The 25,347-nt window shown below is 65.0% G+C and carries 22 protein-coding genes and 2 tRNA genes; 10 read left to right on the top strand and 14 right to left on the bottom strand.

All coding sequences use genetic code 11. The features are described from left to right. Positions 1-38: 38 nt before the first annotated feature. Complete coding sequence (locus A5784_RS04520) at positions 39-2,213, bottom strand: glutamine synthetase III family protein (RefSeq protein ID WP_064942704.1); 2,175 nt, start codon at positions 2,211-2,213, stop codon at positions 39-41. A 205-nt stretch (positions 2,214-2,418) separates the two neighbouring features. Here A5784_RS04520 and fdhD point away from each other — a divergent pair, with 205 nt between their 5' ends. Beyond that, positions 2,419-3,243 (top strand): formate dehydrogenase accessory sulfurtransferase FdhD, encoded by an 825-nt coding sequence (gene fdhD / locus A5784_RS04525; protein ID WP_064942706.1) that lies wholly within the window; start codon positions 2,419-2,421, stop codon positions 3,241-3,243. 75 nt (positions 3,244-3,318) lie between these two features. Here fdhD and clpX read toward each other — a convergent pair whose 3' ends face one another. The 5 genes from clpX to A5784_RS04550 all read right to left on the bottom strand — a co-directional run bounded on the left by clpX (position 3,319) and on the right by A5784_RS04550 (position 7,704). Further along, the gene (clpX, locus tag A5784_RS04530; RefSeq protein WP_064942708.1) at positions 3,319-4,599 is read right to left on the bottom strand and encodes an ATP-dependent Clp protease ATP-binding subunit ClpX; all 1,281 of its coding nucleotides are present in this window, start codon (positions 4,597-4,599) and stop codon (positions 3,319-3,321) included. 230 nt (positions 4,600-4,829) lie between these two features. Further along, positions 4,830-5,477 carry an ATP-dependent CLP protease proteolytic subunit ClpP2 gene (gene clpP2 / locus A5784_RS04535; protein WP_029372951.1) on the bottom strand — a complete coding sequence of 216 codons (648 nt, stop codon included), beginning with the start codon at positions 5,475-5,477 and terminating at the stop codon, positions 4,830-4,832. Next, positions 5,474-6,076, bottom strand: coding sequence for an ATP-dependent Clp protease proteolytic subunit (locus A5784_RS04540; RefSeq protein ID WP_064942710.1), 603 nt, complete (start codon positions 6,074-6,076; stop codon positions 5,474-5,476). The genes clpP2 and A5784_RS04540 overlap by 4 nt, the downstream gene beginning before the upstream one ends. 106 nt (positions 6,077-6,182) lie before the next feature. Then, positions 6,183-7,589: a trigger factor gene (gene tig, locus A5784_RS04545; RefSeq protein ID WP_064942712.1), complete on the bottom strand. Its 1,407-nt coding sequence runs from the start codon at positions 7,587-7,589 to the stop codon at positions 6,183-6,185. A 41-nt stretch (positions 7,590-7,630) separates the two neighbouring features. Then, positions 7,631-7,704, bottom strand: a tRNA-Pro gene (locus A5784_RS04550). A 137-nt stretch (positions 7,705-7,841) separates the two neighbouring features. Here A5784_RS04550 and A5784_RS04555 point away from each other — a divergent pair. Beyond that, positions 7,842-7,915, top strand: a tRNA-Gly gene (locus tag A5784_RS04555). Positions 7,916-8,132: 217 nt separating this feature from the next. Here A5784_RS04555 and A5784_RS04560 read toward each other — a convergent pair. Together A5784_RS04560 and A5784_RS04565 are read right to left on the bottom strand one after the other, a co-directional pair. After that, entirely contained in the window at positions 8,133-11,783 is a 3,651-nt protein-coding gene (locus A5784_RS04560) for a hypothetical protein (protein ID WP_156750365.1), read from the bottom strand. A 174-nt stretch (positions 11,784-11,957) separates the two neighbouring features. Then, positions 11,958-12,143, bottom strand: a complete 186-nt coding sequence (locus A5784_RS04565; protein WP_064942716.1) for a hypothetical protein — start codon at positions 12,141-12,143, stop codon at positions 11,958-11,960. A gap of 523 nt (positions 12,144-12,666) precedes the next feature. On the opposite strand from A5784_RS04565, the gene A5784_RS04570 reads away from it, so the two are divergent. Then, positions 12,667-13,851, top strand: coding sequence for a serine hydrolase domain-containing protein (locus A5784_RS04570; RefSeq protein ID WP_064942718.1), 1,185 nt, complete (start codon positions 12,667-12,669; stop codon positions 13,849-13,851). 51 nt (positions 13,852-13,902) lie between these two features. Next, a complete protein-coding gene (locus A5784_RS04575; RefSeq protein ID WP_064942720.1) occupies positions 13,903-14,748 on the top strand; it encodes a hypothetical protein in 846 nt (281 codons plus the stop codon). 71 nt (positions 14,749-14,819) lie between these two features. Here A5784_RS04575 and A5784_RS04580 read toward each other — a convergent pair whose 3' ends face one another. Continuing rightward, a complete protein-coding gene (locus tag A5784_RS04580; protein WP_064942722.1) occupies positions 14,820-16,505 on the bottom strand; it encodes a cation:proton antiporter in 1,686 nt (561 codons plus the stop codon). A 116-nt stretch (positions 16,506-16,621) separates the two neighbouring features. Between A5784_RS04580 and A5784_RS04585 the strand changes: the two genes are divergently transcribed. Beyond that, positions 16,622-17,212, top strand: coding sequence for a hypothetical protein (locus A5784_RS04585; RefSeq protein ID WP_064942724.1), 591 nt, complete (start codon positions 16,622-16,624; stop codon positions 17,210-17,212). A 9-nt stretch (positions 17,213-17,221) separates the two neighbouring features. Here the strand turns inward: A5784_RS04585 and A5784_RS04590 are convergent, their stop codons facing one another. Continuing rightward, positions 17,222-18,016 (bottom strand): Fpg/Nei family DNA glycosylase, encoded by a 795-nt coding sequence (locus tag A5784_RS04590; RefSeq protein ID WP_064942725.1) that lies wholly within the window; start codon positions 18,014-18,016, stop codon positions 17,222-17,224. Between the two features lie 96 nt (positions 18,017-18,112). On the opposite strand from A5784_RS04590, the gene A5784_RS04595 reads away from it, so the two are divergent. After that, positions 18,113-18,661 (top strand): hypothetical protein, encoded by a 549-nt coding sequence (locus tag A5784_RS04595; protein WP_064942727.1) that lies wholly within the window; start codon positions 18,113-18,115, stop codon positions 18,659-18,661. Position 18,662: 1 nt separating this feature from the next. Here A5784_RS04595 and A5784_RS04600 read toward each other — a convergent pair whose 3' ends face one another. From A5784_RS04600 to A5784_RS04615, 4 genes are all read right to left on the bottom strand, one after another. Further along, complete coding sequence (locus A5784_RS04600) at positions 18,663-19,622, bottom strand: isopenicillin N synthase family dioxygenase (RefSeq protein ID WP_064942729.1); 960 nt, start codon at positions 19,620-19,622, stop codon at positions 18,663-18,665. Beyond that, positions 19,619-20,059, bottom strand: coding sequence for a nucleoside deaminase (locus tag A5784_RS04605; protein WP_064942731.1), 441 nt, complete (start codon positions 20,057-20,059; stop codon positions 19,619-19,621). The genes A5784_RS04600 and A5784_RS04605 overlap by 4 nt, the downstream gene beginning before the upstream one ends. Continuing rightward, the gene (locus tag A5784_RS04610) at positions 20,056-21,450 is read right to left on the bottom strand and encodes a purine-cytosine permease family protein (protein ID WP_064942733.1); all 1,395 of its coding nucleotides are present in this window, start codon (positions 21,448-21,450) and stop codon (positions 20,056-20,058) included. The genes A5784_RS04605 and A5784_RS04610 overlap by 4 nt, the downstream gene beginning before the upstream one ends. A gap of 70 nt (positions 21,451-21,520) precedes the next feature. Continuing rightward, the gene (locus A5784_RS04615; protein ID WP_064942735.1) at positions 21,521-22,198 is read right to left on the bottom strand and encodes a GntR family transcriptional regulator; all 678 of its coding nucleotides are present in this window, start codon (positions 22,196-22,198) and stop codon (positions 21,521-21,523) included. 207 nt (positions 22,199-22,405) lie between these two features. On the opposite strand from A5784_RS04615, the gene A5784_RS04620 reads away from it, so the two are divergent. The 4 genes from A5784_RS04620 to A5784_RS04635 are packed head-to-tail and all read left to right on the top strand — an operon-like array spanning position 22,406 to position 25,346. Continuing rightward, a complete protein-coding gene (locus tag A5784_RS04620; protein WP_064942737.1) occupies positions 22,406-23,218 on the top strand; it encodes a transporter substrate-binding domain-containing protein in 813 nt (270 codons plus the stop codon). A gap of 33 nt (positions 23,219-23,251) precedes the next feature. Next, entirely contained in the window at positions 23,252-23,914 is a 663-nt protein-coding gene (locus tag A5784_RS04625; protein WP_064942739.1) for an amino acid ABC transporter permease, read from the top strand. Further along, a complete protein-coding gene (locus A5784_RS04630) occupies positions 23,914-24,621 on the top strand; it encodes an amino acid ABC transporter permease (RefSeq protein ID WP_064942849.1) in 708 nt (235 codons plus the stop codon). The genes A5784_RS04625 and A5784_RS04630 overlap by 1 nt, the downstream gene beginning before the upstream one ends. After that, entirely contained in the window at positions 24,618-25,346 is a 729-nt protein-coding gene (locus A5784_RS04635) for an amino acid ABC transporter ATP-binding protein (RefSeq protein ID WP_064942741.1), read from the top strand. Before A5784_RS04630 ends, A5784_RS04635 begins: the two co-directional genes overlap by 4 nt. The last annotated feature ends 1 nt before the right edge of the window (position 25,347 follow it).

Raw genomic sequence — 25,347 nt, forward strand, 5'->3', positions numbered from 1 at the left:
CCCGGACGGGACCAACCCCACACCCGGCGACGACTCGGTCAGAGGATGTACAGCATTTCCTGGTAGGTCGGCAACGGCCACAGGTCGTCTGCCACCACACCCTCCAACGCATCTGACGCGGCACGCACTTCCGCCATCGCAGGCAGCAGCGCGTCCCGGGCGTTACCGGCCTCTTCGAAGGCATCGGCACTCTCGTGGGACAGCCCCGCCTTCAGCTTGGCCAAGGCGGCCGTCAGGGCACTGATCGAGTCCGAAACCTGTTGCAGCAGCGTCGTATCCGGCTCAATACCGACGGCCTTGAGGGTCGCGACGTTCTGAGCCAGCTCAGTTTGGTACCGGATCGCCGCGGGCAGGATCACCGTTGACCCGATCTCCAACGTCAGCTTTGCTTCGACGCCTATGGTCAGCGCGTACTGCTCCAACCGGACCTCGTAGCGACTGTGCAGCTCACGCTCGTTGAACACCCCGTACTTCTCGAAAAGCTCGACAGAATCAGGCGCGATCAGCGCAGGCAACGCGTCCAACGTGGTCTTGAAGTTGGGCAGGCCCCGGGCGGCGGCTTCGATCTGCCAGTTCTCGGAGTAGCCGTCACCGTTGAACACCACCGCGCCATGCTCGGTGATGATGTCGGTGAGTAACTTCTGCACTGCGGCATCGAAGTCCTCCCCGTCTGCCACGGCGTGCTCCAGGAGTGTCGCGATGTGATCGAACGACTCGGCCATGATGGTGTTGAGAATGATCATCGGCACCGCGACGGTCTGGCCCGAACCCGGTGCCCGGAATTCGAAACGGTTGCCGGTGAAGGCAAACGGGCTGGTGCGGTTGCGGTCACCCGGATCGGTCGGCAGGACCGGCAAGGTGTCGACGCCGATGATCATCGAGCCCTTACCCTTTGACGACGTCGCCGCGCCCTTGGCGATCTGGTCGAACACATCGGCCAGCTGGTCGCCGAGGAAGATCGAGATGATGGCCGGTGGCGCCTCGTTGGCACCCAACCGGTGATCGTTGGTGGCCGAGGCCACCGAAACACGCAGCAGCCCAGCATATTTGTGCACCGCACGGATGACCGCCGCGCAGAACACCAGGAACTGGGCGTTCTCATGGGGAGTATCACCGGGCACCAGCAGCGATCCGAGTTCGGCGTTGCCGACCGAGAAGTTGACGTGCTTGCCCGACCCGTTGACGCCGGCGAACGGCTTCTCATGGAACAGGCATTCCATGCCGTGCTTCTTGGCGATGGTCTTGAACACAGTCATCAGCAACTGCTGGTGATCGGAGGCGAGGTTGGCCCGCTCGAACATCGGGGCCACCTCGAACTGGCCGGGCGCCACCTCGTTGTGCCGAGTCTTGGCGGGGATTCCGAGTTTGAACAACTCTCGCTCGGTGTCCATCATGAAGCCCAGCACGCGCTCGGGTACCGCGCCGAAGTAGTGGTCGTCGAATTCCTGTCCCTTGGGCGGTTTGGCGCCGAACAACGTGCGGCCTGCGTTGATGAGGTCCGGCCGGGCCAGGAAGAAGTGCCGGTCCACGAGGAAGTACTCCTGCTCGGGACCGCAGAACGATACGACCTTCTCCAGGTTCTTGTGGCCGAACAGCTTCAGGATGCGTTCGGCATGTATCCCCATGGCCTGTTGGCTGCGCAGCAAGGGGGTCTTGTAGTCCAGGGCCTCACCGGTCATCGATACGAAAACCGTTGGGATACAGAGCGTATTACCGTTCGGGTTCTCCAGGATGTAAGCCGGGCTGGTGACGTCCCAACCGGTGTACCCCCGCGCCTCGAAGGTGCTGCGCAGCCCGCCCGACGGGAAACTCGAAGCGTCAGGCTCACCCTGGATGAGCGTCTTGCCGGCGAACTCAGCCAGCGTCTGGCCGTCGGAGACGGGTTCCAGGAAGGAATCGTGCTTCTCGGCGGTCAGCCCGGTCATCGGGTAGAACACATGTGCGTAATGGGTGGCACCCATCTCCAACGCCCAGTCCTTCATCGCCGCGGCGACTGCGTCCGCCACCGACAGGTCGAGTTTGGCGCCCTTCTCGATGGTTGCGACGACGGACTTGTAGACCGATTTCGGCAGCCGCGCTTGCATCTCGGCCTTGGTGAACACGTTGGCCCCGAAGATCGAGCCCGGCGCTTCGCCCGGGACGAAACTGATGGCCGGCGGTACGTAGGCCTCGACGTTGGTGATGGCCTGCAGACGAGCTGCGTTTGCGCTCAATGGACTTCCTTATCGCTACATGTGCGTGACCGGCCAACAGTAGGAAGGCCCGATGGCGGACCTGTTACTTGCACGTCAAGGGCGCAATACCGACGTTAACGCTGGCGTCAGGGCTGTCGGCCCGTCGTGAACCGCACACGTGGTGCACCAACCGCCCCCGCCGCGCGAAGGACTAAGTTGGAACCATGACCGGGAGGCGGCAACTGTGGGCCGAGTGACCACACGACGCCGTGCCACCCATCTGGACGCGACCGGGTTGGAGAAGCGGCCGGAGACGCTCGTCGTCGAAGAGCCACTGGAGATTCGGCTCAACGGGACACCCATCACCGTCACCATGCGCACACCCGGCTCGGATGTCGAGCTGGCTCAAGGCTTTCTGCTCACCGAAGGCGTCATCGCCACCCGCGACGATCTGCTGACGGTGCGGTACTGCCGCGGTGCGACGGAGGACGGCACCAACACCTACAACGTGCTCGACGTGACTTTGGCACCCAACGTGCCTGCACCGGCGGTCGACGTCACGCGCAACTTCTACACCACCTCGTCCTGCGGGGTGTGCGGGAAGGCATCCTTGGAGGCCGTGCGGCTGATCAGCCGCTACTGCCCGGGTGACGATCCGTCGACCGTCGCGGCCGACACCCTCTCAGCCCTGCCACCCCGGCTGCGGGAAGCGCAGAAGGTCTTCGCCAGCACGGGCGGCCTGCACGGGGCCGGGCTGTTCGCGACCGACGGCACCTTGCTCGTGGTGCGCGAGGACATCGGCAGGCACAACGCGGTCGACAAGGTGATCGGCTGGGCGCTCGAGCAGAACCGCATACCGCTCACCGACACCGTGCTCCTGGTCAGCGGCCGGGCGTCGTTCGAACTCACGCAGAAGGCCGTCATGGCGGGCATCCCGGTGCTGGCCGCCGTGTCGGCGCCGTCCTCGCTGGCCGTGGACCTGGCCGCGCAATCGGGTCTTACCCTGGTCGCGTTCCTGCGGGGCGATTCGATGAACGTCTACACCCGCCCCGACCGGGTGACTCAATAAGTACCGGGCCGAGAATGCACTGAGGGTCGTGATCCGGATGGGATCACGACCCTCAGTGCAATCTGGACGTAAAAGCTAGGCGCTCTTGTCGCGGCGCTCGGCCCGCGTGGGCTTGCGCGGCACGATGGTCGGCAGCACGTTGTCCTGCACGGTCTCCTTGGTGACGACGACCTTGGCGACGTCGTCGCGGCTGGGGATGTCGTACATGACCGGCAGCAGCACCTCTTCCATGATGGCGCGCAGCCCGCGGGCGCCGGTGCCACGGTGGATGGCCTGGTCGGCGATGGCTTCGAGTGCCTCATCGGTGAACTCCAGCTCGACGCCGTCCATCTCGAACAGCCGCACGTACTGCTTGACCAGTGCGTTCTTGGGCTCGGACAGGATCTTGACCAACGACTCCTTGTCGAGGTTGGTCACCGACGCCACGACCGGCAACCGGCCGATGAACTCGGGGATGAGCCCGAACTTGATGAGGTCCTCGGGCATGACCTCTGCGAAGTGGTCCTGGGTGTCGATCTCGGCCTTGGACCGCACCTCGGCGCCGAAGCCCAGGCCGCGCTTGCCGACTCGGTCGGAGACGATCTTCTCCAGACCGGCGAAGGCACCCGCGACGATGAACAGCACGTTGGTGGTGTCGATCTGGATGAATTCCTGATGCGGATGCTTGCGGCCGCCCTGCGGGGGCACCGAGGCCTGCGTGCCTTCGAGGATCTTCAGCAGCGCCTGCTGCACACCCTCACCGGAGACGTCGCGCGTGATCGACGGGTTCTCGCTCTTGCGGGCGATCTTGTCGACCTCGTCGATGTAGATGATGCCGGTCTCGGCCCGCTTGACGTCGTAGTCCGCCGCCTGAATCAGCTTGAGCAGAATGTTCTCGACGTCTTCACCGACATACCCGGCCTCGGTGAGCGCCGTCGCGTCCGCGATGGCGAACGGAACGTTGAGCATCTTGGCCAGCGTCTGCGCGAGGTAGGTCTTACCGCAGCCGGTAGGCCCCAGCATGAGGATGTTCGACTTGGTCAGCTCCACCGGTTCCGAGCGGGAGTCGCGGGACTTCTCGCCGGCCTGGATGCGCTTGTAGTGGTTGTACACAGCCACCGCCAGGGTCCGCTTCGCGGTGTCCTGGCCGATCACGTAGCCCTCGAGGAAGTCGCGGATCTCCGCGGGCTTGGGCAGCTCGTCCAGCTTGACGTCGTCAGCGTCGGCGAGCTCCTCCTCGATGATCTCGTTACACAGGTCGATGCACTCATCGCAGATATAGACGCCGGGACCCGCGATGAGCTTTTTGACCTGCTTTTGGCTCTTTCCACAGAACGAGCACTTCAGCAGGTCACCGCCGTCTCCGATGCGCGCCATTCGGGGGGTCCTACTTCCTGTTCACGGTCAGTCGTTTCGCCATTTCGAGGGTTTCCCCGGGCGTTAAACCCGACGCTACCCGTTCGCTCCTCCGCGGTGCGACCGATAAAGCCGAATCGCGTCGGTGATATTTACCTGTGCAGGAGAACATATCGTCTCCGGCCGCTCACGACCCGTCAGTGCGCTGACTGTTACACGGGCGTGTCGTTGCCGGAGACGATCGGTCGGGCTTAGGACTTCTGCGCCGACAACTTCCGGTACTCCAGCACCGTGTCGATGATGCCGTAATCCTTGGCCTGCTCGGCGGTCAGAATCTTGTCGCGGTCGGTGTCCTTGCGGATGACCTCGGGATCCTTGCCGGTGTGCCGCGCCAGCGTGGTCTCCATCAGGGTACGCATGCGCTCGATCTCGGCGGCCTGGATCTCCAGGTCGGAGAACTGGCCCTGGATGACGCCACCCAGCGAGGGCTGGTGGATGAGCACCCGGGCGTTGGGCAGTGCGAGACGCTTACCGGGGGTTCCGGCGGCGAGCAACACCGCGGCAGCCGACGCGGCCTGCCCCAGGCACACGGTCTGGATGTCGGCCCGCACGTACTGCATGGTGTCGTAGATCGCCATCAGCGAGGTGAACGAGCCACCCGGGGAGTTGATGTACATGGTGATGTCGCGGTCGGGATCCAGCGACTCCAGCACCAGCAGCTGCGCCATGATGTCGTTGGCCGAGGCGTCGTCCACCTGCACGCCGAGGAAGATGATGCGCTCCTCGAACAGCTTGTTGTACGGGTTGGATTCCTTGACGCCGAAGCTGGAGTGCTCGATGAACGACGGCAGGATGTAGCGGGCCTGCGGCTGAAGGCGGGGATCAGTGTGGTCGGTCATTTGTCTAGTCCTGCTCCCGGTCCGGTGCCGTTGACGTTGGCGCTGGTGATGATGTGGTCGACGAACCCATACTCCAGGGCTTCCGGTGCGGTGAACCAGCGGTCGCGGTCGGAGTCGGCCTCGATGCGCTCGATCGTCTGCCCGGTGAACTCAGCGTTGAGGCGGAACATCTCCTTCTTGATGACCGCGAACTGCTCGGCCTGGATGGCGATGTCGGCCGCGCTGCCCGTGACACCGCCGAGCGGCTGGTGCATCAGGATGCGGGCGTGCGGCAGCGCGTAGCGCTTGCCCTTGGTACCCGCGGCGAGGAGGAACTCCCCCATCGACGCGGCCATGCCCATCGCGTAGGTCGCGATGTCGCACGGCGCCAGCACCATGGTGTCGTAGATCGCCATGCCCGCGCTGATGGAGCCGCCGGGCGAGTTGATGTACAGGTGGATGTCCTTGGTCGGATCCTCCGCCGACAGCAGCAGAATCTGCGCGCACAGCCGGTTGGCAATGTCGTCGTCAACTTGGGAGCCCAGGAAGATGATCCGCTCGGAGAGCAGTCGCTCGTACACCGAGTCGACAAGGTTGAGCCCTGCCCCGGCGCCACGCATGTCAGTCACGACTGGATACCTGCTTTCTCTTACGTCTTGGTACTGACGACATTAACCAACCTGGAACGCCACGCACTCCCAGACAGGGGCGCGTTCGCTCACAGCGTCACTCGGCGCTGTCGGCATCCTTGTCGGCCTCGGCCTCGTCGGCCTCGTCGCTGCTGTCCTGCTCAGCCTCGGCGTCAGCGTTACCGACCGGGCCGAAGAGCTCGGTGGTGTCGACGACCGTGCCGTCGGTGTCGGTGACGGTCGCGGCGTGCACGACGGCGGCGATGGTCAACGCGCGGCGCACGTCGGCGAACATGGCAGGCAGCTGGTTGTTCTGCTGCAGGAGCTGGATCAGCTGCTGCGGCTCGATGCCGTACTGACGCGACATCAGCACCAGACGCTCGGTGAGGTCGTTCTGGCCGACCTGGACGTCGAGCTTGTCGGCGAGCGCGTCCATCAGCAGCTGGGTCTTGATGGCCTTCTCCGCGTGGGTGCGGTTGTCGGCATCGAATTCCTCACGGCTGCTGCCCTGTTCGGTCAGCTGCTCGGCAAACTTGTCCTCGTCGTGGTCGAGGGCGTGAATCCGGTTGTGCAGGGTGTCGTCGACCTGGGCCTGCACGATGTTCTCCGGCAGCGGAACCTCGGTCTGCTCCAGGAGCTCCTCGAGCGCCTTGTCCCGGATCTGCTCGGCCTGCTGCACGCTCTTGACCCGCTTGACCTGCTCGACGAGGCTCTCCTTGAGTTCCTCGAAAGTATCGAATTCGCTTGCCAGCTGGGCGAATTCGTCGTCGGCCTCGGGCAGCTCGCGCTCCTTGACCGACTTGACGGTCACAGTCACCTCAGCGTCCTTACCGGCGTGCTCACCTGCGGCCAGCTTGGTGGTGAACACCTTGGACTCACCCGCGGTCAGACCGGTGATGGCGTCGTCGAGACCGTCGATCAACTGACCCGAACCGACCTCGTGCGAGAGCCCCTCGGTCTTGGCCTCGGGCACATCCTCGCCGTCGACGGTGGCCGACAGGTCGATGGAGACGAAGTCGCCCTCCTGCGCGGGGCGCTCGACGCCGGTCAGGGTGCCGAACCGGGCGCGCAGCGACTGCAGCTCGGCGTCGACCTCTTCGTCCGTGACCTCGATCGGGTCGACGGTGATCTTCAGCGACTCCAGGTCGGGCAGCGTGATCTCGGGGCGGACGTCCACCTCGGCGGTGAACACCAGCTCCTCGCCGTCCTCGAGCTTGGTGACCTCGATCTCGGGCTGGCCGAGCGGTTTGATGTCGGACGTCGAGACGGCCTCGCTGTAGCGGCTGGGCAGCGCGTCGTTGACGACCTGCTCCAGCACGGCGCCACGGCCGATACGGGCCTCGAGCAGCTTGCGGGGAGCCTTGCCGGGACGGAAGCCGGGCAGGCGGACCTGCTTGGCCAGCTCCTTGAACGCCCGGTCGAAGTCCGGCTCCAGCTCGGTGAAGGGCACCTCCACATTGATGCGCACCCGGGTGGGGCTCAGCTGCTCGACCGTGCTCTTCACTCTTGTCGCTCCTAGATAGTTCTGTCGTTCTGGCGGGTGAGTCGGGGTGACAGGATTTGAACCTGCGGCCTTCCGCTCCCAAAGCGGATGCGCTACCAAGCTGCGCTACACCCCGTGTGCATCGATTGTCTGCGTGACCGATCGCAGGCGCGAACCCACAAAAGGACCACGCGAGATACTACGGCCTGACCACCTGAAGCCTTCAATTGGATTTGATTGGGGGCACACCGGTACAGTGCTGATGCTGCACATGCGGGCGTAGCTCAATGGTAGAGCCCTAGTCTTCCAAACTAGCTACGCGGGTTCGATTCCCGTCGCCCGCTCCACGGAAAAACGGCCCTACCGGCGAAAACGCTGGTAGGGCAGCTTTTTGTCCTTTCGGCGCTCGTGAGATCCCGGACGAGCCGCGGGAAGCGCGACGCAGTTGCCTGAGAGGTTTTCGCGACTGGTGTGACCGATGTTGCGTTCAGCGTTGCTCACCCCCAAATCGCGTGTGTTCGATTCGCCGGACAAGTGGGCACCCAAGGGGGCAGTTGCCCGACGTCAATTCCGCGGCGGTACAGGAACGGGTACGGGCCCCGGCTTGGCCTTCGTGAAAGAGCTGGGGTTCATCCCGAGTTTGACGAGCCGGTCGACCATGTAAGCGTCGACCTCCAGGGGTCTGTGCACGTTGTAGTGTTCCCACGCCTCTTCGATCATGATCTCGAGTTGGTTGACGGTGCCCTGGGCATCGGCGGCGTGGACGCTCGTCCCCTTGGCGATCGGTTCGTAGCGCGCCTTCATCTTCTCCAATTCACCGATGTATTTCTGCAAGTCGTTCGCCCACATCGTGTTTGGATTGACGAAGGGGAACTTTGGAAGGCTCCCGGCCGGGCCGAATTCTGTCACGTACAGCTGATGCGCGACGGCGCCGTAGGGCGAGTTGAGGTCGAGGACCGGCGCCTCTTGCGCCTTGCCCAGCATCGCCCGGTAGGCGCCGCCCGCCTTGGTGCCGCCCATCTTGGCGGCGATCTGATCGATACTTATCCCTGGATTCTCGGCAATCAAATATCGCGCGATCAAATAGAACTGGGCGGCATGCCGCACCTCATGCGCGAGAGCAGAAGCCATGTCCTCGATCGGCTTCGCCAACTCGGCAGGGTTGACGCGGATCACCCATCCATTCCGATATATCAACGCGATTTCATCGGGCTTTAGCTGACCCGGCTCAGCGATGACTATCTCCGGCTTGGGCATATCGGCCGGCGCGAACTTGCTCAGCGCCTGTGCGCCGATCTCTTTGACGTTGGCCTCGGTCAGCGGTCCGGAAACCCCCATCTGCCGGACGCCGGCGGTGTACTCCGCCAACCGCTCCTTATCGGCCAGCGACAGTTCTTTCTGACCGGCGATGTCCATCGAGAGCGGATCGGCCGGCTGGCCGGAGGTCGATCCCGCGGGCGTGTCCGATGGGGTCTTATCGACGATCATCCTGGGTTCCGGCGGCGGCGAGAACGTGTCGCCAACAGGGAGACCGCTCTTCTTGCGGAGCATGTTGAGATCGCGCAGCGCTGCCCGCTCGTCCATGACCAGAGCGAAGTCGTCGGCGCCCGCGCCGCCTTTGCGATTTCTGAGCCGTTGACTGATGGTGGGCCAGTCATCGCCCGTCGTGTCGAAGTCGCCGAGCTTAGCCCGGCGCTGATCGCGCAAGACCAACCACTTGGCCTCGGCCTCACTCAACTCCCTGACGCTCTGGTTGCTCAGTTGGAAACGCTCGATGAGCTGACTGATGCGACCGGCTTGCTTGGCGAGAAATGGCGATGCGATCTCGATCCCAGCCGTGACCGCCGCGGTGGTGGCTGCGCCCTGAGCGGTCTTGGCGAGCAGAATCAGGACGTCGTCACCTAGTCCGCGCTTCCAGGTTTCATCCTGGGCGGTGGCTTCGGCGAAGCTGCTCAGGGCGGCTCCCGTGCCGCTCGTCAGAATCGTGGTCACAGATTGAGTGATCTTCGGCTGACTCGTCCACGCCGCCTTGGCGGCCTGCTCGGCGTTGAGCGCCATGGCTTGCTTGTACTCGACCGACACAAGCCCCTGGGCGACCGACGGCAAGATCACGTCCGTCACACCTTCGACGGCTCCCCCCAGAAACGCCGCCATCCCGTCGTTGCCCGTGGCGTCGAAACTGGCACCCTTCGCCACCTTGTTGATCACCACCTTGGCCGTGCCCTTCGCGACCGCTGCGACCGCCGCCCTGACACCCACGTTTTCGAACGTCTCAATGGCACCTGCGACCAATCCGACACCCGCACCAGCAGTGATGTATGCGATGACCAGCCCGACCGCGGTGTAAGCGATCTGCGCCGCGACATCGTTGACTGAATCGGCGGTCTTCGTGAGGCTGTCGGCCGACGCGAGCACTGATCCGCTTTTCGCGTTGAGATCCGCAGCCTCGGCTGAACCGGGGGATTTGTTGTCACCGGTCGCCTTGATAGCCCAGTCGAGTTCGCGATTCTCGTCGGCCAACGCACTGTAGGCGTTGGTGAAGCCGACGGATCCCGGATCGGTCAGGCTCTCTTTACCGAAGTCTCTGACCAGTTTTGCCCGCTCCAAGGGGTCCATGCTGCCTGCACCCGATAGCAGGATCTTCGTCGCCTTCAGGTACTCCTTGTCGTTGAGGTGCGACTTCATCAGCCCCCGCGTCGTGCCCGCGGTCTCCGCCTGCTGCAGGATGGCGACCTTGTCTGCGTCGCTTGCAGCTTCGAGCACGCTGTAGCAATAGTCCTCGTCGTCGTCGAGACCGCTCAGCGCAAACGAAATGCGATCCGCTACCGTCCCGCTCAGGATGGTTTTCACGTTCTTGAAGTCGCCACCTGTCTTGCGGGCGACGAGGTCCACGAACGGATCTCCTACGGACTGTTGACCTTTGTTCAGCGCATCGGCGAAGAGCTCGCGATCCGCCCCCTTGGCATTTTTGAAGACCTTCATGACGGCGCTGCCGCTGTCGGCTCCGGCGGCCGTCAACTTCTGCATCGCGGTTGGGTTCTCCGCAAGCAACGCGTTGAGTCGCTCTTTGTCTTCGGCCGCCAGCTCCGACATCGTCGAGGGGTCAAGTGGCTCTTCGCGCATCTGCTTTTTCTCAGCGGCACTGGCGATTTCGAGGTAATTCCACACGACGCTCAGGTCGTCCTTGAACTTCACAGCCACGCGCAGCCGCTCGTTCAGCGACACCGAGCCTTTGACGAGAATCATCGCGGCGAGGTATTTGTGCTTGTTGTCCAAAAGGCCGATGTCGGCGGGGTCTTCGGGGGACATCAAGCCCACTTCGGCAATCAGGTCCTTGTGATAGCCAGTCTGATACGACGCTTTCAGCGCGTTTTTGTCGGGGGCCTTGTCGACGAGAGTGAGCACCTTGTCCCATGCGACGGTCATCCCCGTCGGAGCCTCGATTTCGGCCGCCAGCTCGTCGACCAGTCGAAATTCGCCGAATGCCATCAGTGCGCGCAGTTCGTACCCTGTGCGTTTCCACTGCAGAGTCTTGCTGTCGAGAATTCCGGCGATCAGCGAGGTCTGTCCGTTGGGCAGGGCGATAGATGTGGCGTCGGAGAAATGCTCTTTGAATTCACGGGCGAAGATCGCCTCCGCCTCTGCGAACGTATTGCCGGAGGCGCTCCCGCCGGCCGGAGCCGCCAGCACGCGACGGATTGTCTCTAGGTCGAAGTCGGTGCCGTACAACGCGAACAGCAATTTGTCCGCTAATCGCAGCCCGCCGAATCGGAAGTATGACGACGCCCGCACGCCATAGTCGATGCCGAGGTATTTGACCATGTCCTTGTTGGCGTCGGAGTTGTACTCCTTCTGGTAGGCCGACTCCAGTTCGCCGTGGCGCATGGACTGCTTGTGCAGCCAGTCGTAAAGGCCGGTGGGCCAGACATTTCCGGCGCCCATCGGCAGAGAACGATCGATGATCGCCGACCGCAGATCAGCCAAGCGCTGCTTGGCCGGGTCGGCCGGCTCGTCACGCTGAACGACTACGCCGCCGGAAAGCGCACTTACCAGTGCACGATTGCCGACCGCGCCCTGCAAGTCCAGAATGCCGTCAGCTGAAAGCTGGGTGACTCGGCGCGGGTTGGGCGCACTCGCCGTCGGCCGGCCGGGCCGCCGGGGCGCAGCCTCTGGATTCACCCGCGAGTGAGGCTCGTGTGCGTGACCGCTCGCCATTGACCACCCACCTTGCCGCTCGGCGTCCGACGTCGCGAACGGGCATCCACCGTCAGGCTCACCGCACATGATCGTTTGCCGCCGGGATCATTGGCAACGAACACCGGGGCACGGCCAGGGAACCCGTGTGGTGCCCCTTCGGGCAACGGGCTCGCTGCGCGGGTTCAGTTCCCGTCAGATGCGCTGACAGGACAGGCATATCGGCGCCTCTTCGTCACCCTCGTCGCCAGTCACGTCGACCCCCATCGCGCGCAGCCGATGCGGCCCCGTCAACTCGCCTGCGCGGCGCTGTGTGCGGATCGCGCGTCGGGCCGCGGCGCGGGGCACATGCTGAAAGATGACGGCGCTTTCGTCCGACACCGCACCCGGGCGGCGAGATGGATAACCGACCCAGCAGAAGCTGACTGCGTCCGTCGGCAGGGAGACCTTCTCTGCGTAGCGCGCGAACGGTTCCGCTGATCGTGGTTCAGTTGTGCCAACGCGGAATTCGACTCGGCATGGCGGCTGCGAGTCTGGGCGGTGTGACACATCAGCGTTCTTCGAACGCCCGGCATCTTGAGCGTGAAATTCTGCTCCGCCCCACGGTGCAACAAATGCCTGAGGTCGAAGTGCAGTGTGACCGTTTCCATCTCGCGCGTCATCGCGATCCCCTCGATCGGCCAAGCCACTGGACTCTGCGACGTCGACTCCGACAGCACACGGCGCCTGCGGAAATTGACGCCAAAGATGGCATGCCGAATGCCCTGAGAGCCTGATCACGGGCCGGTCTCGAATCGCTTCCAATCGATTTGGACCCTTGTGGTGGTCATGGCCACGGCCCGTACATTGGTGGTCGTCCCCGACTCACCGGCCAACGGCTCCGGTCCAACACGCAGGAGCCCGCATGATCACGACAGCTCCCCCGATAGCCGGCACGTGCCTGCCGCAATTCATCCGGGTGCGAGACGCCTTCGAACGCAACTTCGCCGAGCGTGGCGAGGTCGGTGCCGCCGTCGCGGTCTGGGTCGAAGGCGAGCTGGTGGTCAACCTGTGGGGTGGATCGGCCGACGCAGCAGGCACTCGCCCGTGGCGCGAGAACACCCTGGCCAGCGTCTTCTCCGGATCCAAGGGACTGTTGAGCAGCTGCGTGCATCTGCTGGCCGATCGCGGCGAGATCGATCTCTACGCTCCGATCGCCCGGTACTGGCCGGAGTTCGCCCAGGCCGGCAAGCAGGACGTCACTGTCGCCATGGTGCTCGGGCACCGCTCCGGCGTGATCGGCCCGCGCGAACCCATGGACTGGCGCGACGTGACCGATTGGGACGGCGTCTGCGCACGGCTGGCCGCAGCCGAGCCGTGGTGGGAACCCGGCACCGCGCAGGGCTATCACACCGTGAGCTTCGGCTTCATCCTCGGCGAGGTGATCCGCCGGGTGACCGGCCGCACGTTGGGCCAGTATCTGCGCACCGAGATCGCCGAGCCGCTGGGCATCGACGTCCATATCGGCCTGCCCGCCGACGAGCACCACCGCTGCGCGGAGATGCTGAACAAGCCGACCGTGCGCAGTGTGCTGGCCCAGAACAGGGTCTCTACCCCGCCGCAGCACCTGAACGACCATCCGTGGGCGGCATTCGCGGTGTCGATGGATTTCGTACCGGACGACGAGCTCGGCGCCCACGCCCTGGGCACTTGGCGGTCGGCTGAATTCCCCAGCACCAACGCGCATGTGTCTGCACTGGGCATGGCGACGTTCTACAACGCATTGGCCCAGGAAACGTTGATCAGCCGCGAACACCTGGAGCGTGCTCGGGTGTCCCAGGGCGGCTTCGACCCCGACGTGGTGCTCGGCCCGCGCGTCGCCGATCACGGCTGGGGTCTGGGATACATGCTCAACCAGCGCGGCGTGGCCGGCCCCAACCTCCGGATTTTCGGCCACGGCGGCTCCGGTGGCTCGTACGCGTTCGTCGATCTCGAACACCGCATCGGCTACGCGTACGTGATGAACTTTTTCGACGCGACCAAGTGCAACGCCGACCCCCGCACGGTCGCGCTGTCCAACGAGGTGTACTCCGCTCTCGGCGTAATCTGACGCCCACTGCGACACCCGGAAACCCCGTTTCCGCTCGGTACCCTGGACGCCATGAACAGCGTTTTGCTGGTACTCATCGTCCTGGTCATCGCCGCCATCGCGTTCGCGGTCTACAGCTCGTCGAAATCGGCCGGACGACGGACTGCCGAATCCCTCGCCGACGCCAAGGCCGACGCCCGGCGCATCATCGAACGGCTCGGCGGCCAGGTGCTCAACCTGACTGGCACCGACGATGCGTCCAAGCAAGCCCTGGCCGACGCGTCGGAGCGCTACACCGCCGCGTCCTCACAGATCGACCAGGCAACCTCTGCCAAGCAGGCCGCGCTGGCCAAGGAAAGCGCCATCGAGGGCCTGTACTACGTCCGCGCCGCGCGCACCGCGATGGGCATGGATCCCGGTCCCGAGCTGGAGACCCTGTCCGGCCAGCGGTCAGCGGGCGCGGTCACCGAGGACCGCACCGTCAACTTCGAGGGCCGGCAGCTCGAGGCCTCCCCCACGCCGTCGCAGCGCACGCCCAACTACTACCCCGGCGGCCGGGTCGCCGGCCGACCGGTGCCTGCCGGCTGGTATTCCGAGCCCTGGTGGAAGACCGCCCTGGTCGCGGGCGCATGGGGCGTCGGTTCGGCACTGCTGTTCGACTCGTTGTTCAGCGGCATGCACGGGGTCAACTACGGCGCGCAGGGTTTCGAGAGCGGCTACGGTGACGGCTACTCCGACGGATACGCCGCCGGCCAAGATGCCGGCGGCTACGACGGCGGCGGCTACGACGACAGTGGCTCCGGCGACAGTGGCTCTGGCGACTGGGGCGGCACCGACGCCAGCGGTTGGGACAACGGCGGATTCGACGGCGGCGGGTTTGACGGCGGCGGATTCGACTTCGGCGGCGGGGACTTCTGACCCAGCGCGAGCAGACGCGAACGTCCGCGACATGCCGCGGTTCGGGGACTTTCGCGACTGCTCGCCGGTCTTCAGAACCGGCTATCGAGCCGCGCCGACACCCCGGCCTCCTGCAGGTCGAGCCGCTCGAGCATGGCCCGGACCGCCTCGTCCTCGATGCGTCCCGCGTCCCGCTCGGCGATGAGCGCCTGCCGCTGAGCCGCCAGCACATCGCGGTACAGCCCCGAGAACACCTCCGACCGCCTGGTGTGGGCCTCGGGGTCGGGCATTTCGTCGGCATCTTGTGAATGCCGCGCGATGATGCCGCGGATCTCGGTCAGCACCCTCGGGTTCATTCCCGGCGGTGCCTCGAAGTTCGCCAGCACTTCCTCGGCGGCGTCGTGCACCAACCGCTCAGCCTTGAGTTCCTCGGCCCGGTCGACCTCGTGGTCGTCGCAGAACCGCGACAGATGGAGCCGCCGGATCAAAAGCGGCAGCGACCAACCCTGGATCAACAGGGTGCCGACGCTGACGACGAAGGCGATGGCCTGAATGGTGGCCCGCTCGGGGAACGGTTCACCGGTGATCGTCGTCGCCGGGATCGCCGCGGCCGCAGCCAAGGTGACCACCCCGCGCATGCCGGTCCACGAGACCACCACGCTCTCGCGCCAGGACAGCGGCCTGCGGTCCACACGTGAGCGCCACTTGCCCATCGGCTTGCGTCGCACCTTCGTACCCAGCGCGCCACGGCCACCCCGCTCGGGCACCGGCACGCTCAGCCGGTTCTCGACATGCCGGAACAGCTTGTTGCGGCCGAACATCACAAACACCGACAGCGGCCGGATCACCAAGACGATCAGCAGCACGATCGCCGACGCGACGGCCACCTCCATCAGCGATTCATGCGCGTCGTTGAGGTGCTCCAGCACGAACCGCAGATGCAGACCGATGTAGGCGAAGACGAACGCCTCCAACAGCACATCCACCGAGTTCCACACGTAGCGTTCCTGCAGCCGGGTCTGATATCCGGCGCCCAGCGAACCGTGGCCGACGACGAATCCGGCGACGACGACCGCCAGCACACCCGAGGCATGCAGTTCCTCGGCGGTGATGTACGCCGCGAACGGCACCACCAGCCCTTGAACGGTCTCCAGCCCCGGATTCGCGAGCCGCCGCCGGATCCACAGCGTCACGTAACCCAGCAGTGCCCCCACCAGCGGACCCACCACCGCGCTGAAGGCGAACAGCAGGAAAGGATCCTCGATGAACGTGTGGGTGCCTGCTACCTGGGCCACCGCGATGCTGAACAGCGTCAGCGCCGCAGCATCGTTGATGAGGCTCTCCCCGGTCAGGATCGCCATCACGCGCTTGGGCAGGCCCAGTTTGCGGCCCACCGCGACCGCCGTGACCGCGTCCGGGGGCGCCACGATCGCGCCGAGGATCAGTGCGAGACCGAACGTCAGCGGCACCAGCACCAGCCCGGCCGACACCGCGGCCACCGCGAACGCGGTCACCACCACCAACCCGACCCCGAGACCCAGGATCGGCCGGATGTTGCGCAGGAACGTCGGGAATGAGAATCCCAGCGCCGCCGAATACAGCAGAGGCGGCAGCACCACCGTCAGCAGGATGTGCGAATCCAGTTCGGGCGGCTCGAAATCCGGAAAGAACGACACCGCGATGCCGACGACCACGATGATCAGGGCGGGTTCCAATCCGCGCCGGTGGGCAATGGCTGTGACGACAATGGCTCCGACGACGACGAGGATCAATTCCACTCGTCAATTGTCCCGGCTGATCCCACAATCATCACCTCGGGGTGATACACAACTGCCGCATATGCACCACCGCCGTTGGCTTACGGTTGACTGGAACTCTTTGAGGGGGAAGATGTATGGCGCCGGAACGGCTGGGGTTACTGATGGTCACGTTGACTGCGGCGGGCTCGATGCTTCTGGCCTGCGGATCGGGCCACGCCAAAGACGAGAACGAGCTGCGCGCCCTGGTGGCTTCGCAGGACCACGCGTTGAAGGACTACGACGTAGATCTCGCGGTCGAGTTGGTTTGCCCGGAATATCAGGAGGACAAGCGCGCATCGATGGAAAAGCTCCTGCCGAAGATGACCGACTTCGTGACGCCCGAACAGCGGTCCGATCCGCAGTACATGGCGAATCTGAAAGACATCCTGTTTCAGAAATATGGCGGCCTCGGCCTCTACATCGAAACGGCAGACAACGTGGCGGAAACGCTCCGTCGCCAGGACCCTGTCGCATTCGGGAAAGCCGCCCAAGAATTCGTGGTCGACATGATCGACGTCCAGCGCAGCGACGTGCGGAACATCGACGTCGACGGCGATACCGCCACGGCCGACGTGAAGCGGGCATACGCCATCGGAAAGAACGAACCAGGTGTGACGACAGACACCCAGATGATCTTCGTCAGAAACGGTCTTGGCTGGCTCGACTGCACACCGCCTGCACGGTAGGAACTCGCACTACCTCTGGCAGGCCGGGCACCAGAACAGGTTGCGCCCCTCCAATTCGGCCGTGCGCACCGACGTTCCGCACACCCGGCATGCGTCGCCCGCCCGCCGGTACACATAGGTGCGGGGCCGGCCCGGTCCGTAGGAGGGGGCGCCGTGGTCGTGCTCGGGCCGCACCACGACGATCTTGCCGCGCCGCACACCGACCTTCATCAACGCCACCAGATCGGTCCACATGTCGGCGAATTCGTCCTGGTCGAGGTGAACACCCAGCCGGTAGGGGTCGATGCGATGACGGAACAACAACTCGCTGCGGTATACGTTGCCTACCCCGGCGATCACCGACTGATCCATCAACAACGCGCCGATCGATCTGCGCGACTTGGCAATCCGCTTCCAGGCCACCTCCGGGTCAGCATCGCCGCGCAGCGGGTCCGGGCCGAGTTTGGCGACGACGTCAGCGATCTCGGGCTCGCCGATCACCTCACACACCGTCGGACCCCGCAGGTCGGTGCCGTACTCCGACCCGACCATGCGCATCCGCACCTGCCCCACCGGCAGCGGCAACGGCACGGGCGCTTCGGTGAACGTGCCGTACAAGCCCAGGTGAATGTGGACGACGCGACCGCCGTCGTAGTGATGGAACAGATGCTTGCCCCAGGCATCGGATTTGCGCAGCACCCGCCCGCTCACGTCCGACGCGCCGTCCTCGAACCTCCCCTGCGGGCTCGACACGACCACAGGAGCCCGGCCGAACCGGCGTTGATGCAGCCGGGCCAGCCGATGCAGAGTGTGCCCTTCAGGCATGGCTCGGGCGGGACGGCTCGGGACCGAGGTTGACACGCATGCCGGTAACCCTAACGAGTGCGGCGTGCCCGTTTACCGATGGCGCAAGATGGCGGCATGCAGATCGACGTCGACCAGATCTACCCCTACCTGATTCCCGACGACTATCCCGACACGCTGTCGAGCGCCGCCGGAGCTCAGCGCCGAATCGGACACGGCCTCTCGGTGGCGCTCGTGACGCCGACCGGTCCGCCCGATGCCCAGATTCTGGCCGCGGTGGGCGCCTCGCAACTGACGGCCGCCCGGATCGACCTGACGACGGCATACGCCCACGCGGACCGGGCGTTGTCGCAAGCGTTGTCGGCCGGACGGGTCGCGATGGAGTTCTTCGAGCGCGGTCCCGCCGGGACGCCGACGGTGGTGATGAGCGGAAGCTGGCTGGCCGCAACCACACTGGTTGCCTCGGGACTTCACCAGCGCATGACCCGACTCGTCGGCGACGATGTCGTCGCGGCCGTGCCGCAGCGGGATCTGCTGTTCCTGTTCGGCGCCGACGCCTGCGCAGGCATGGCCGAGGTCATCGATGCCGAATACCGGGCCGCTCGAAAGCCGTTGACCACCAAGCTCTTCACCCTCGAACCTGACGGCCCGGCACCCAGGCCGTAGCTCAGCCGATCGTGATGGCGTCCAGGCGCTCCTTGATGAAATCCGACGACGTCACAGGAGTCAGCCCCGCAACCCGCCCGATCGGCGGATCCAGCGGCGTCACCAGCGCATCGTGGTTGGCCTCGTAGAAGTAGATCAGCGAGACCAGATCCTCTTCGGGGGCGTGCGGCTGCGGCGGCAGCACGCGGTGGCGACCCGACGGCCAGCGCTTGCCGCTCCAGTACTCCAGCAGATCACCGATGTTGACAGTCAGCGCACCGGGTTCCCACGGCGCGTCCTCCCAGCCTTCTGCCTCCGAATACACCTGCAGCCCACCAGCTCCCGGCTCGCGGTCCAACACGGTGACGGTGCCGAAATCGGTGTGCGGGCCGATGCGGAACTGACCCGGCTCCGGCTCGCCCACCACGCTCACCGGCGGGTAGTGGTTGATGTTCATGGTCCAGGTCGGCCGGTCGGCCAGTGTCGCAAAGGGATTCGCCGGCAGCCCGAGTGCGTGGGCGAACAGCGCGAGCAGATCGTCGGACAGCTTGCGCATCGCCGCGGTGTATTCACTGACCAGCGGCTGCAGCGCAGGCACCTCGGCCGGCCAGACGTTGGGCGCGAACCAGATTCGGTCCACGTCCGGGTCGCCGGTTGCCGTCTCGGCACCGAGGCTGTAGCTCTCCTTGAGGTCCGGCGGGGTCTCGGTGCCCTCGGCGTACCCGTTGGCTTCGGCGCCCGGCCCGATCCAGCCGTGGCCACCGACCGGCACCGAGTAGCGCTGCTTGACCTCGGCAGGCAGAGCGAAGAACTCGCGGCTGGCAGCACGCACCCGCGCCGCCAGATCGGCATCCACCCCGTGGCCCGTGATGACGATGAAACCGGCCCGTTGCAGCCCCTCATCGACCTCGGCGGCCACCGCGTCGGCGTCGGCCCCACCGCGGTACCACCGCGAAATATCTACTGTCGCAATGGCGCTCATTCGCCAATATCCTCCGCCCACAGTTCCGGCCGGTCGGCGATGAAGTCCTCCATCATCGCCACGCAGCGCTTGTCGTCAAGCAGCGTAACCGCAACCCCGTTTTCGGACAGCCAATCGTGGCCACCGGAGAAGGTGCGGGCCTCGCCGATCACCACGGCTCCGATGTTGAACTGGCGCACCAGCCCGCTGCAGTACCAGCACGGCGAGAGCGTGGTGACCATGATCGTCGAGCGGTAGCCGCGCTGCCGGCCTGCAGCCCGGAAGGCGTCGGTCTCCGCGTGGATCGATGGATCGTCGTTCTGCACCCGCCGGTTGTGTCCGGCACCCAGCAGTTCGCCGGTATCCCGGAACAGCGCTGCTCCGATCGGAATACCGCCCTCTGCCAAGCCTTTACGTGCCTGCTCGACTGCGACGTCGAGCATCTGTTCGGGAGTCATGCGGCCACCCTTTCTGCCGCGAGCTTGGACCGGCATAACACGAGGTAACAGCCGCCCGCGATGAGGAATCCGACGAAGAAGGTGATGTCACCGAGTTGGGGCATCGCCCGGGCCACCAAGCCGACGAAGTTCGTCTGATTGCAGAACAGCGCCACCGACACCACCAATCCGATCAGGAACGACAACAGGCCCGGCCAGTTACTGTAGGTCCGGTCGTAGAGGAACTGCGCCACGGGTTGGTCACCGCGCAAATACTGGTCGGCGAACACCACGCCAAGCCACGGTCCGATCCAGTACGCGATGATCAGCAGGAACGCCTCGTAGCTCGCGGCCGCGTCGGCCAGTGCCCACCACGCGATGAGGAACCCGACCACGCCGAAGAACACCGTGGCCGCCGCACGCGCGATGTGATGCGGCAGTTTGACCCCGATGGTCACGAAAGCCATTGCGCCCGAATAGATGTTGATGGCGTTGGCGGCGATGGCGCCGATCGCGATTGCCAGCAGCGTGAGGTTGGCCAGCAACGGTGCCAGCTCGGCGGTGAAGGCCGCGGTGGGGTTGTCGGAGACGGCGGGTCCGATGGTCACCGACGCCGCACCGACAACCTGCAGCACCAGGCAGGACACGAACAGCCCCGCGGCTGCGAAGAACCCCGTCCGTGCGGTGGCGTCCGACTTGGGTAGGTAGCGGGTGTAATCAGCGGCATAGGGGGCCCAGCCCGCGACATACCCGAACGCGGTGCCGACGGTCAGCAGAAAGCCACCGGTCCCGCCCACGCCCCCGGACACCGCCGGGGCACCGAAGTCGGCCTTGCTCAGGATCACCACCGACGTGACCGCGAAGATCACCGCCAGCACCGGGAAGGCCCACCGCTCGAAGGCCTGTACGAGGTTGTGCCCGAACACCGCCAGCGCCGTCTGCACCACGACGACGAACACCAGAGCCAGCACCGGCGCCACCCCAACCAGAGTCGACAACGCGAACGCGCCGCTGACACTGTTGGTGGCGAACCAGCCGATGCCCGCGGTCACCGTCATCAGCAACGACGGGACCGCGTTGCCCCGGAACCCGAAGGCCAGCCGGCCCAACACCATCTGCGGCACACCGTGGCGGGGTCCGCGTTTGGACAGGAAGTAGTGCGCAAGCGCCCCGAGCCCGGTCCCGATCGCCATCCCGACCAGCGCCTGCCAGAACGTCATGCCGTAGACGGCGACCGCGAGCACGCCCAGGAAGATCGTGGCGAATTCGAGGTTCGGCGAGCTCCAGGTCCAGAACAGCTGGCTGGGCTTCCCGTGCCGGTCGGCTTCGGCGATGAACTCGTTGCCACCAGGCTCGATGGCCGCGATGCGATCCCGATAGGAACCGTCGGTACTGGGCTCAGCCGCTGTCATGCGTACACCGTGGCGTGAACGGCGGTGTAACGCAAGCCGAACACAGAGCTTAAGCCGCAATTCACCGCACCTAATCAGGCTCGGCGATTGCGAGCAGCTCCTTTGCACTGGCGACGATGTGTGCGTCAAGGGCCGCCCGTCGTCCTGCGGGTCCACCGGCCCGGATCGCCTCGAGCAGAGCACGATGTTCGTCGGGGATCGCGAACGGGGTTTCATGACGCTTCGCAAGGCGGTAGATCTGCATCCGGATGCGTGGCTGCACACTCGCCCACAGCTGCATCGCGTGTTCGGAACCCGCACTCTTGACGATCGTCTCGTGAAACAGCACGTCGAGATCGTTGAGCCGTTCGAGATCGTCGTCGCCCGCGGCCGCTTCCATGAGCGCCACCAGACGCTCAAGTTCGGCCAGCACGGCGGGGTCGGCGCAGGCCGTCTCGACCGCGAACTGCTCGATGGCCAGCCGGACCGGGAGCAACACCCCCAGTAGTTCTTCGGCGCTCACGGTGGCCACAAAGGCCCCGCGGTTGGGAATATGGTGAACCAGCCCTTCACTTTCCAGCTGGCGCAGCGCCTCCCGCACCGGGCCGGGGCTGGCGCCGAGATGCTCGGCCAGCACATCCTGTTTGAGCTGCGCACCCGGCAGCAAGGCACCCTTCACGATCTGCTCGCGCAGCCAGTCCGCAATCTGATGCCGCCGCGACGACGGCGACAGGGCCGCGGCCGCCAGGGGTTCCGCGGACCTGGTCAACGGTCCTCCGTCAATCGTCCTTCTCCCTTCGCAAGGGTCGCCCGATGGCGCCAATCTTATGCAGCGCGATCCACCGAACAGCCTTCCGACAACGTCCACATCGACTGTTGCGCAGATTACAGATTATAGATAATCTCTGATTTATTCCAGCCGATCGGCCCGATGGTCCTCTCGGCAGCCGAAACATCCTCTGAACAAAGGAAACTCATGCGCACACGGATCCGCGCGGCGTTCGTCGCGCTGGCAGCCACGACGGTTGTCCTGACCGGTTGCACGTCGTCCGGCCAGGCCGGAACAACACAGGGCAGCGTCTTGTCAAAGGTGCTGAGCTCCAAAAAAGTGACGATCGGCGTCTTCGCCGACGCACCTCCCTACGGCGTGATGAACAGCTCCGGGGACTACCAGGGCTTCGACATCGACAAGGCCAGAGCGCTTGCCGATTCGCTGGGTGCCCAGGTCGAGTTCGTCAGCACCACAAACGCGAGCCGAATCCCCATGCTGGAGACCGGAAAAGCCGACGTCATCATCGCCGCGCTGACCAACCTCAACGAACGCGCCCAGGTGGTCGCCCTCACTCGACCATATGCGTCCGAGGGGCAACTGGTCATCGTGCCGGCCGACAGCCCGATCCACAGCTATTCCGACCTGGCCGGCCGGACCGTGGCCGCGACGCGCGGCAGCGTGCCCGCGACGATCCTGCAGAACGAATTCCCCCAGGCCAAGCCCAGCCTGCTCGAAGCTGTCGCCGACTCGATCCAGGCGCTGCGCAGCGGAAAAGTCGACGCCCTGATGGAGAGCACGGCCGTGGTGGCAGGCATTCGCGCCAGCGAGGGCGCGGCAGTGCGCGTCCTCGACGCTCCCCCACTGGCGCCGTCCTTCGTGTCCTTCGGAGTCAAGATGGGCGACCAGACCTGGCTGAACTACCTGAACAACTTCATCCTCAACTACAACATCAGCAAGGCCGCCAACGAGTCCTACAACAAGTGGCTCGGCATGGACGTACCCGAGCTCATCAAGTAATCGGCTGCACACCAACTCATTTCAGGACACACCATGCAGCTCTACTACGGCGACCTCATCCCATATCTCGGGCCGCTGGCCAAAGGCCTCGCGGTCAGCATCTTAGTGAGCCTGGCCGCAGCCGTCGCCGGTGGCGCGTTCGGCATCGTGCTATACCTCGGGCGCAACGCACAACTGGCGGCCGTACGCATCGCCTCGACGGCTTACATCGAGATCATTCGCAACACCCCTCTGCTGCTGCAGCTGTACCTGGTGTACTTCGCGTTGCCGCAGGCAGGCGTGAATCTCGATCCGGTCGCGGCGGGCGTTCTGACGCTGAGCATCAACAATGCCGCCTACATGGCTGAGATCTACCGGGCTGGGTTTCAGTCCGTGCCTGAGGGATTGCGCGAAGCCGGTGCGGCGCTCGGCCTCGGCCCGCGGGATACGTTCTGGCAGGTCATGTTTCCACCGGCGATGCGAAATGTCCTGCCCGCCATCACCAATCAGACCATCCTGCTGTTCCTGGCCTCATCGATCACGTCGGTGGTGTCACTGCCGGATCTGATGCACGTGATGATGGGGATCACGTCGACCACCTTCCGCACCATCGAGGCCTTCACCGTCGGCGGTCTGCTGTACTTCGGCGTCGCGCTCCTCATCGCGAGCGCATCGCGCCTCGCCGAAACCCGATTGATCAAGTGGAAGGTGGCGTGATGTTCGAGGGACTCGGCGCCCAACACCTGGCACTGCTCTGGCATGGCGCCCTCGTGACTATTCAGATCTGCACGCTCTCAGTTCTTTTCGGCGGTGGGCTGGGAATCGCCATCGGGTTGATGTCGACCGGGACAGTGCGCGCCCTGCGCTGGTTGACCGCCCTGTACGTGGCCGTCATCCGCGGCGTGCCGGTGCTGCTGGTCATCTTCTTCGTGTATTTCGGGATACCGCTGCTCGCCCCGGGCAGCAGCCTCTCGGAGTACTGGGCCGCGGTCATCGCGCTGTCGGTGTTCGCGTCGGCCTACATCGGCGAACTGGTGCGCGGCAGCATCCAGGCCGTCCCCCGCGGTCAGTTCGAGGCGGCCGAGGCGCTCGGGCTGAGCTACGCACGACGCATGCGCTGGGTGATCCTGCCACAGGCGGCTCGGGTCATCGTGCCGCCCGGCGTCGGATTCCTGGTGGTGCTGATCAAGGACAGCTCACTTGTCGCAGTGATCGGCCTGATCGAACTGACCAGGGCAGGCAACGTGGTCAGCTCGCTGACCGCCGATCCGATCACCACCTACCTCATCGTCGGTGCCGGCTATTTCGTCATCTGCTACACACTCTCGGCGCTCGCGCGCCGCTACGAGCGTCGGCTCGGATTCCGGGTCAAGGCCCCCCAAGTCGGCGACACCCTCACCCTCACCACAGGAGCGAAGAAATGATCGAGGTCGACGGGCTGCGGCTGAGTTTCGGCAACACCGAAGTGCTACACGGTATTTCGTGCCACGTCGCGCGACGCGAGGTGGTGTGCATCATCGGCGCCTCCGGTTCGGGCAAGAGCACCCTGCTGCGCTGTATGAACGGGCTGGAACGACCCTCGCACGGCCGCATCGTCGTCAACGGTCACACGCTCGGGCCGCAGGAGCAGACCGCAGATCTCGCCGTCGTGCGCCGCGACGTGGGCATGGTGTTCCAGCACTTCAATCTCTTCCCGCACATGACGGTCGTGGAGAACATCTCCCTCGCGCCGCGGCGGGTGCTCGGCCGGGCCAAGAACGAAGCCGAGGCCCGGTCCCGCGCCCTGCTAGACCGAGTGGGTCTGGCCGACAAGGCAGGGGTCTATCCGGACTCGTTGTCGGGTGGCCAGAAACAACGGGTGGCCATCGCCCGCGCGCTGGCGATGGACCCGACCATCATGCTGTTCGACGAACCCACCTCGGCGCTGGATCCCGAGATCGTCGGTGAGGTACTCGCGGTGATGAAAGACCTCGCCGCCGACGGGATGACGATGGTTGTGGTGACCCATGAGATGGGGTTCGCCCGCGAAGTCTCCGATCGGGTGATCTACATGGACAAGGGGAACGTCGTCGAAACCGCGGACCCGACCGAGCTTTTCACCGCGCCCCGGGAATCCAGAACCCGTGAGTTCCTGAGCAAGGTGCTCTGAC

The sequence above is a fragment of the Mycobacterium sp. 852013-50091_SCH5140682 genome (assembly GCF_001665685.1).
Classification (GTDB): Bacteria; Actinomycetota; Actinomycetes; order Mycobacteriales; family Mycobacteriaceae; genus Mycobacterium.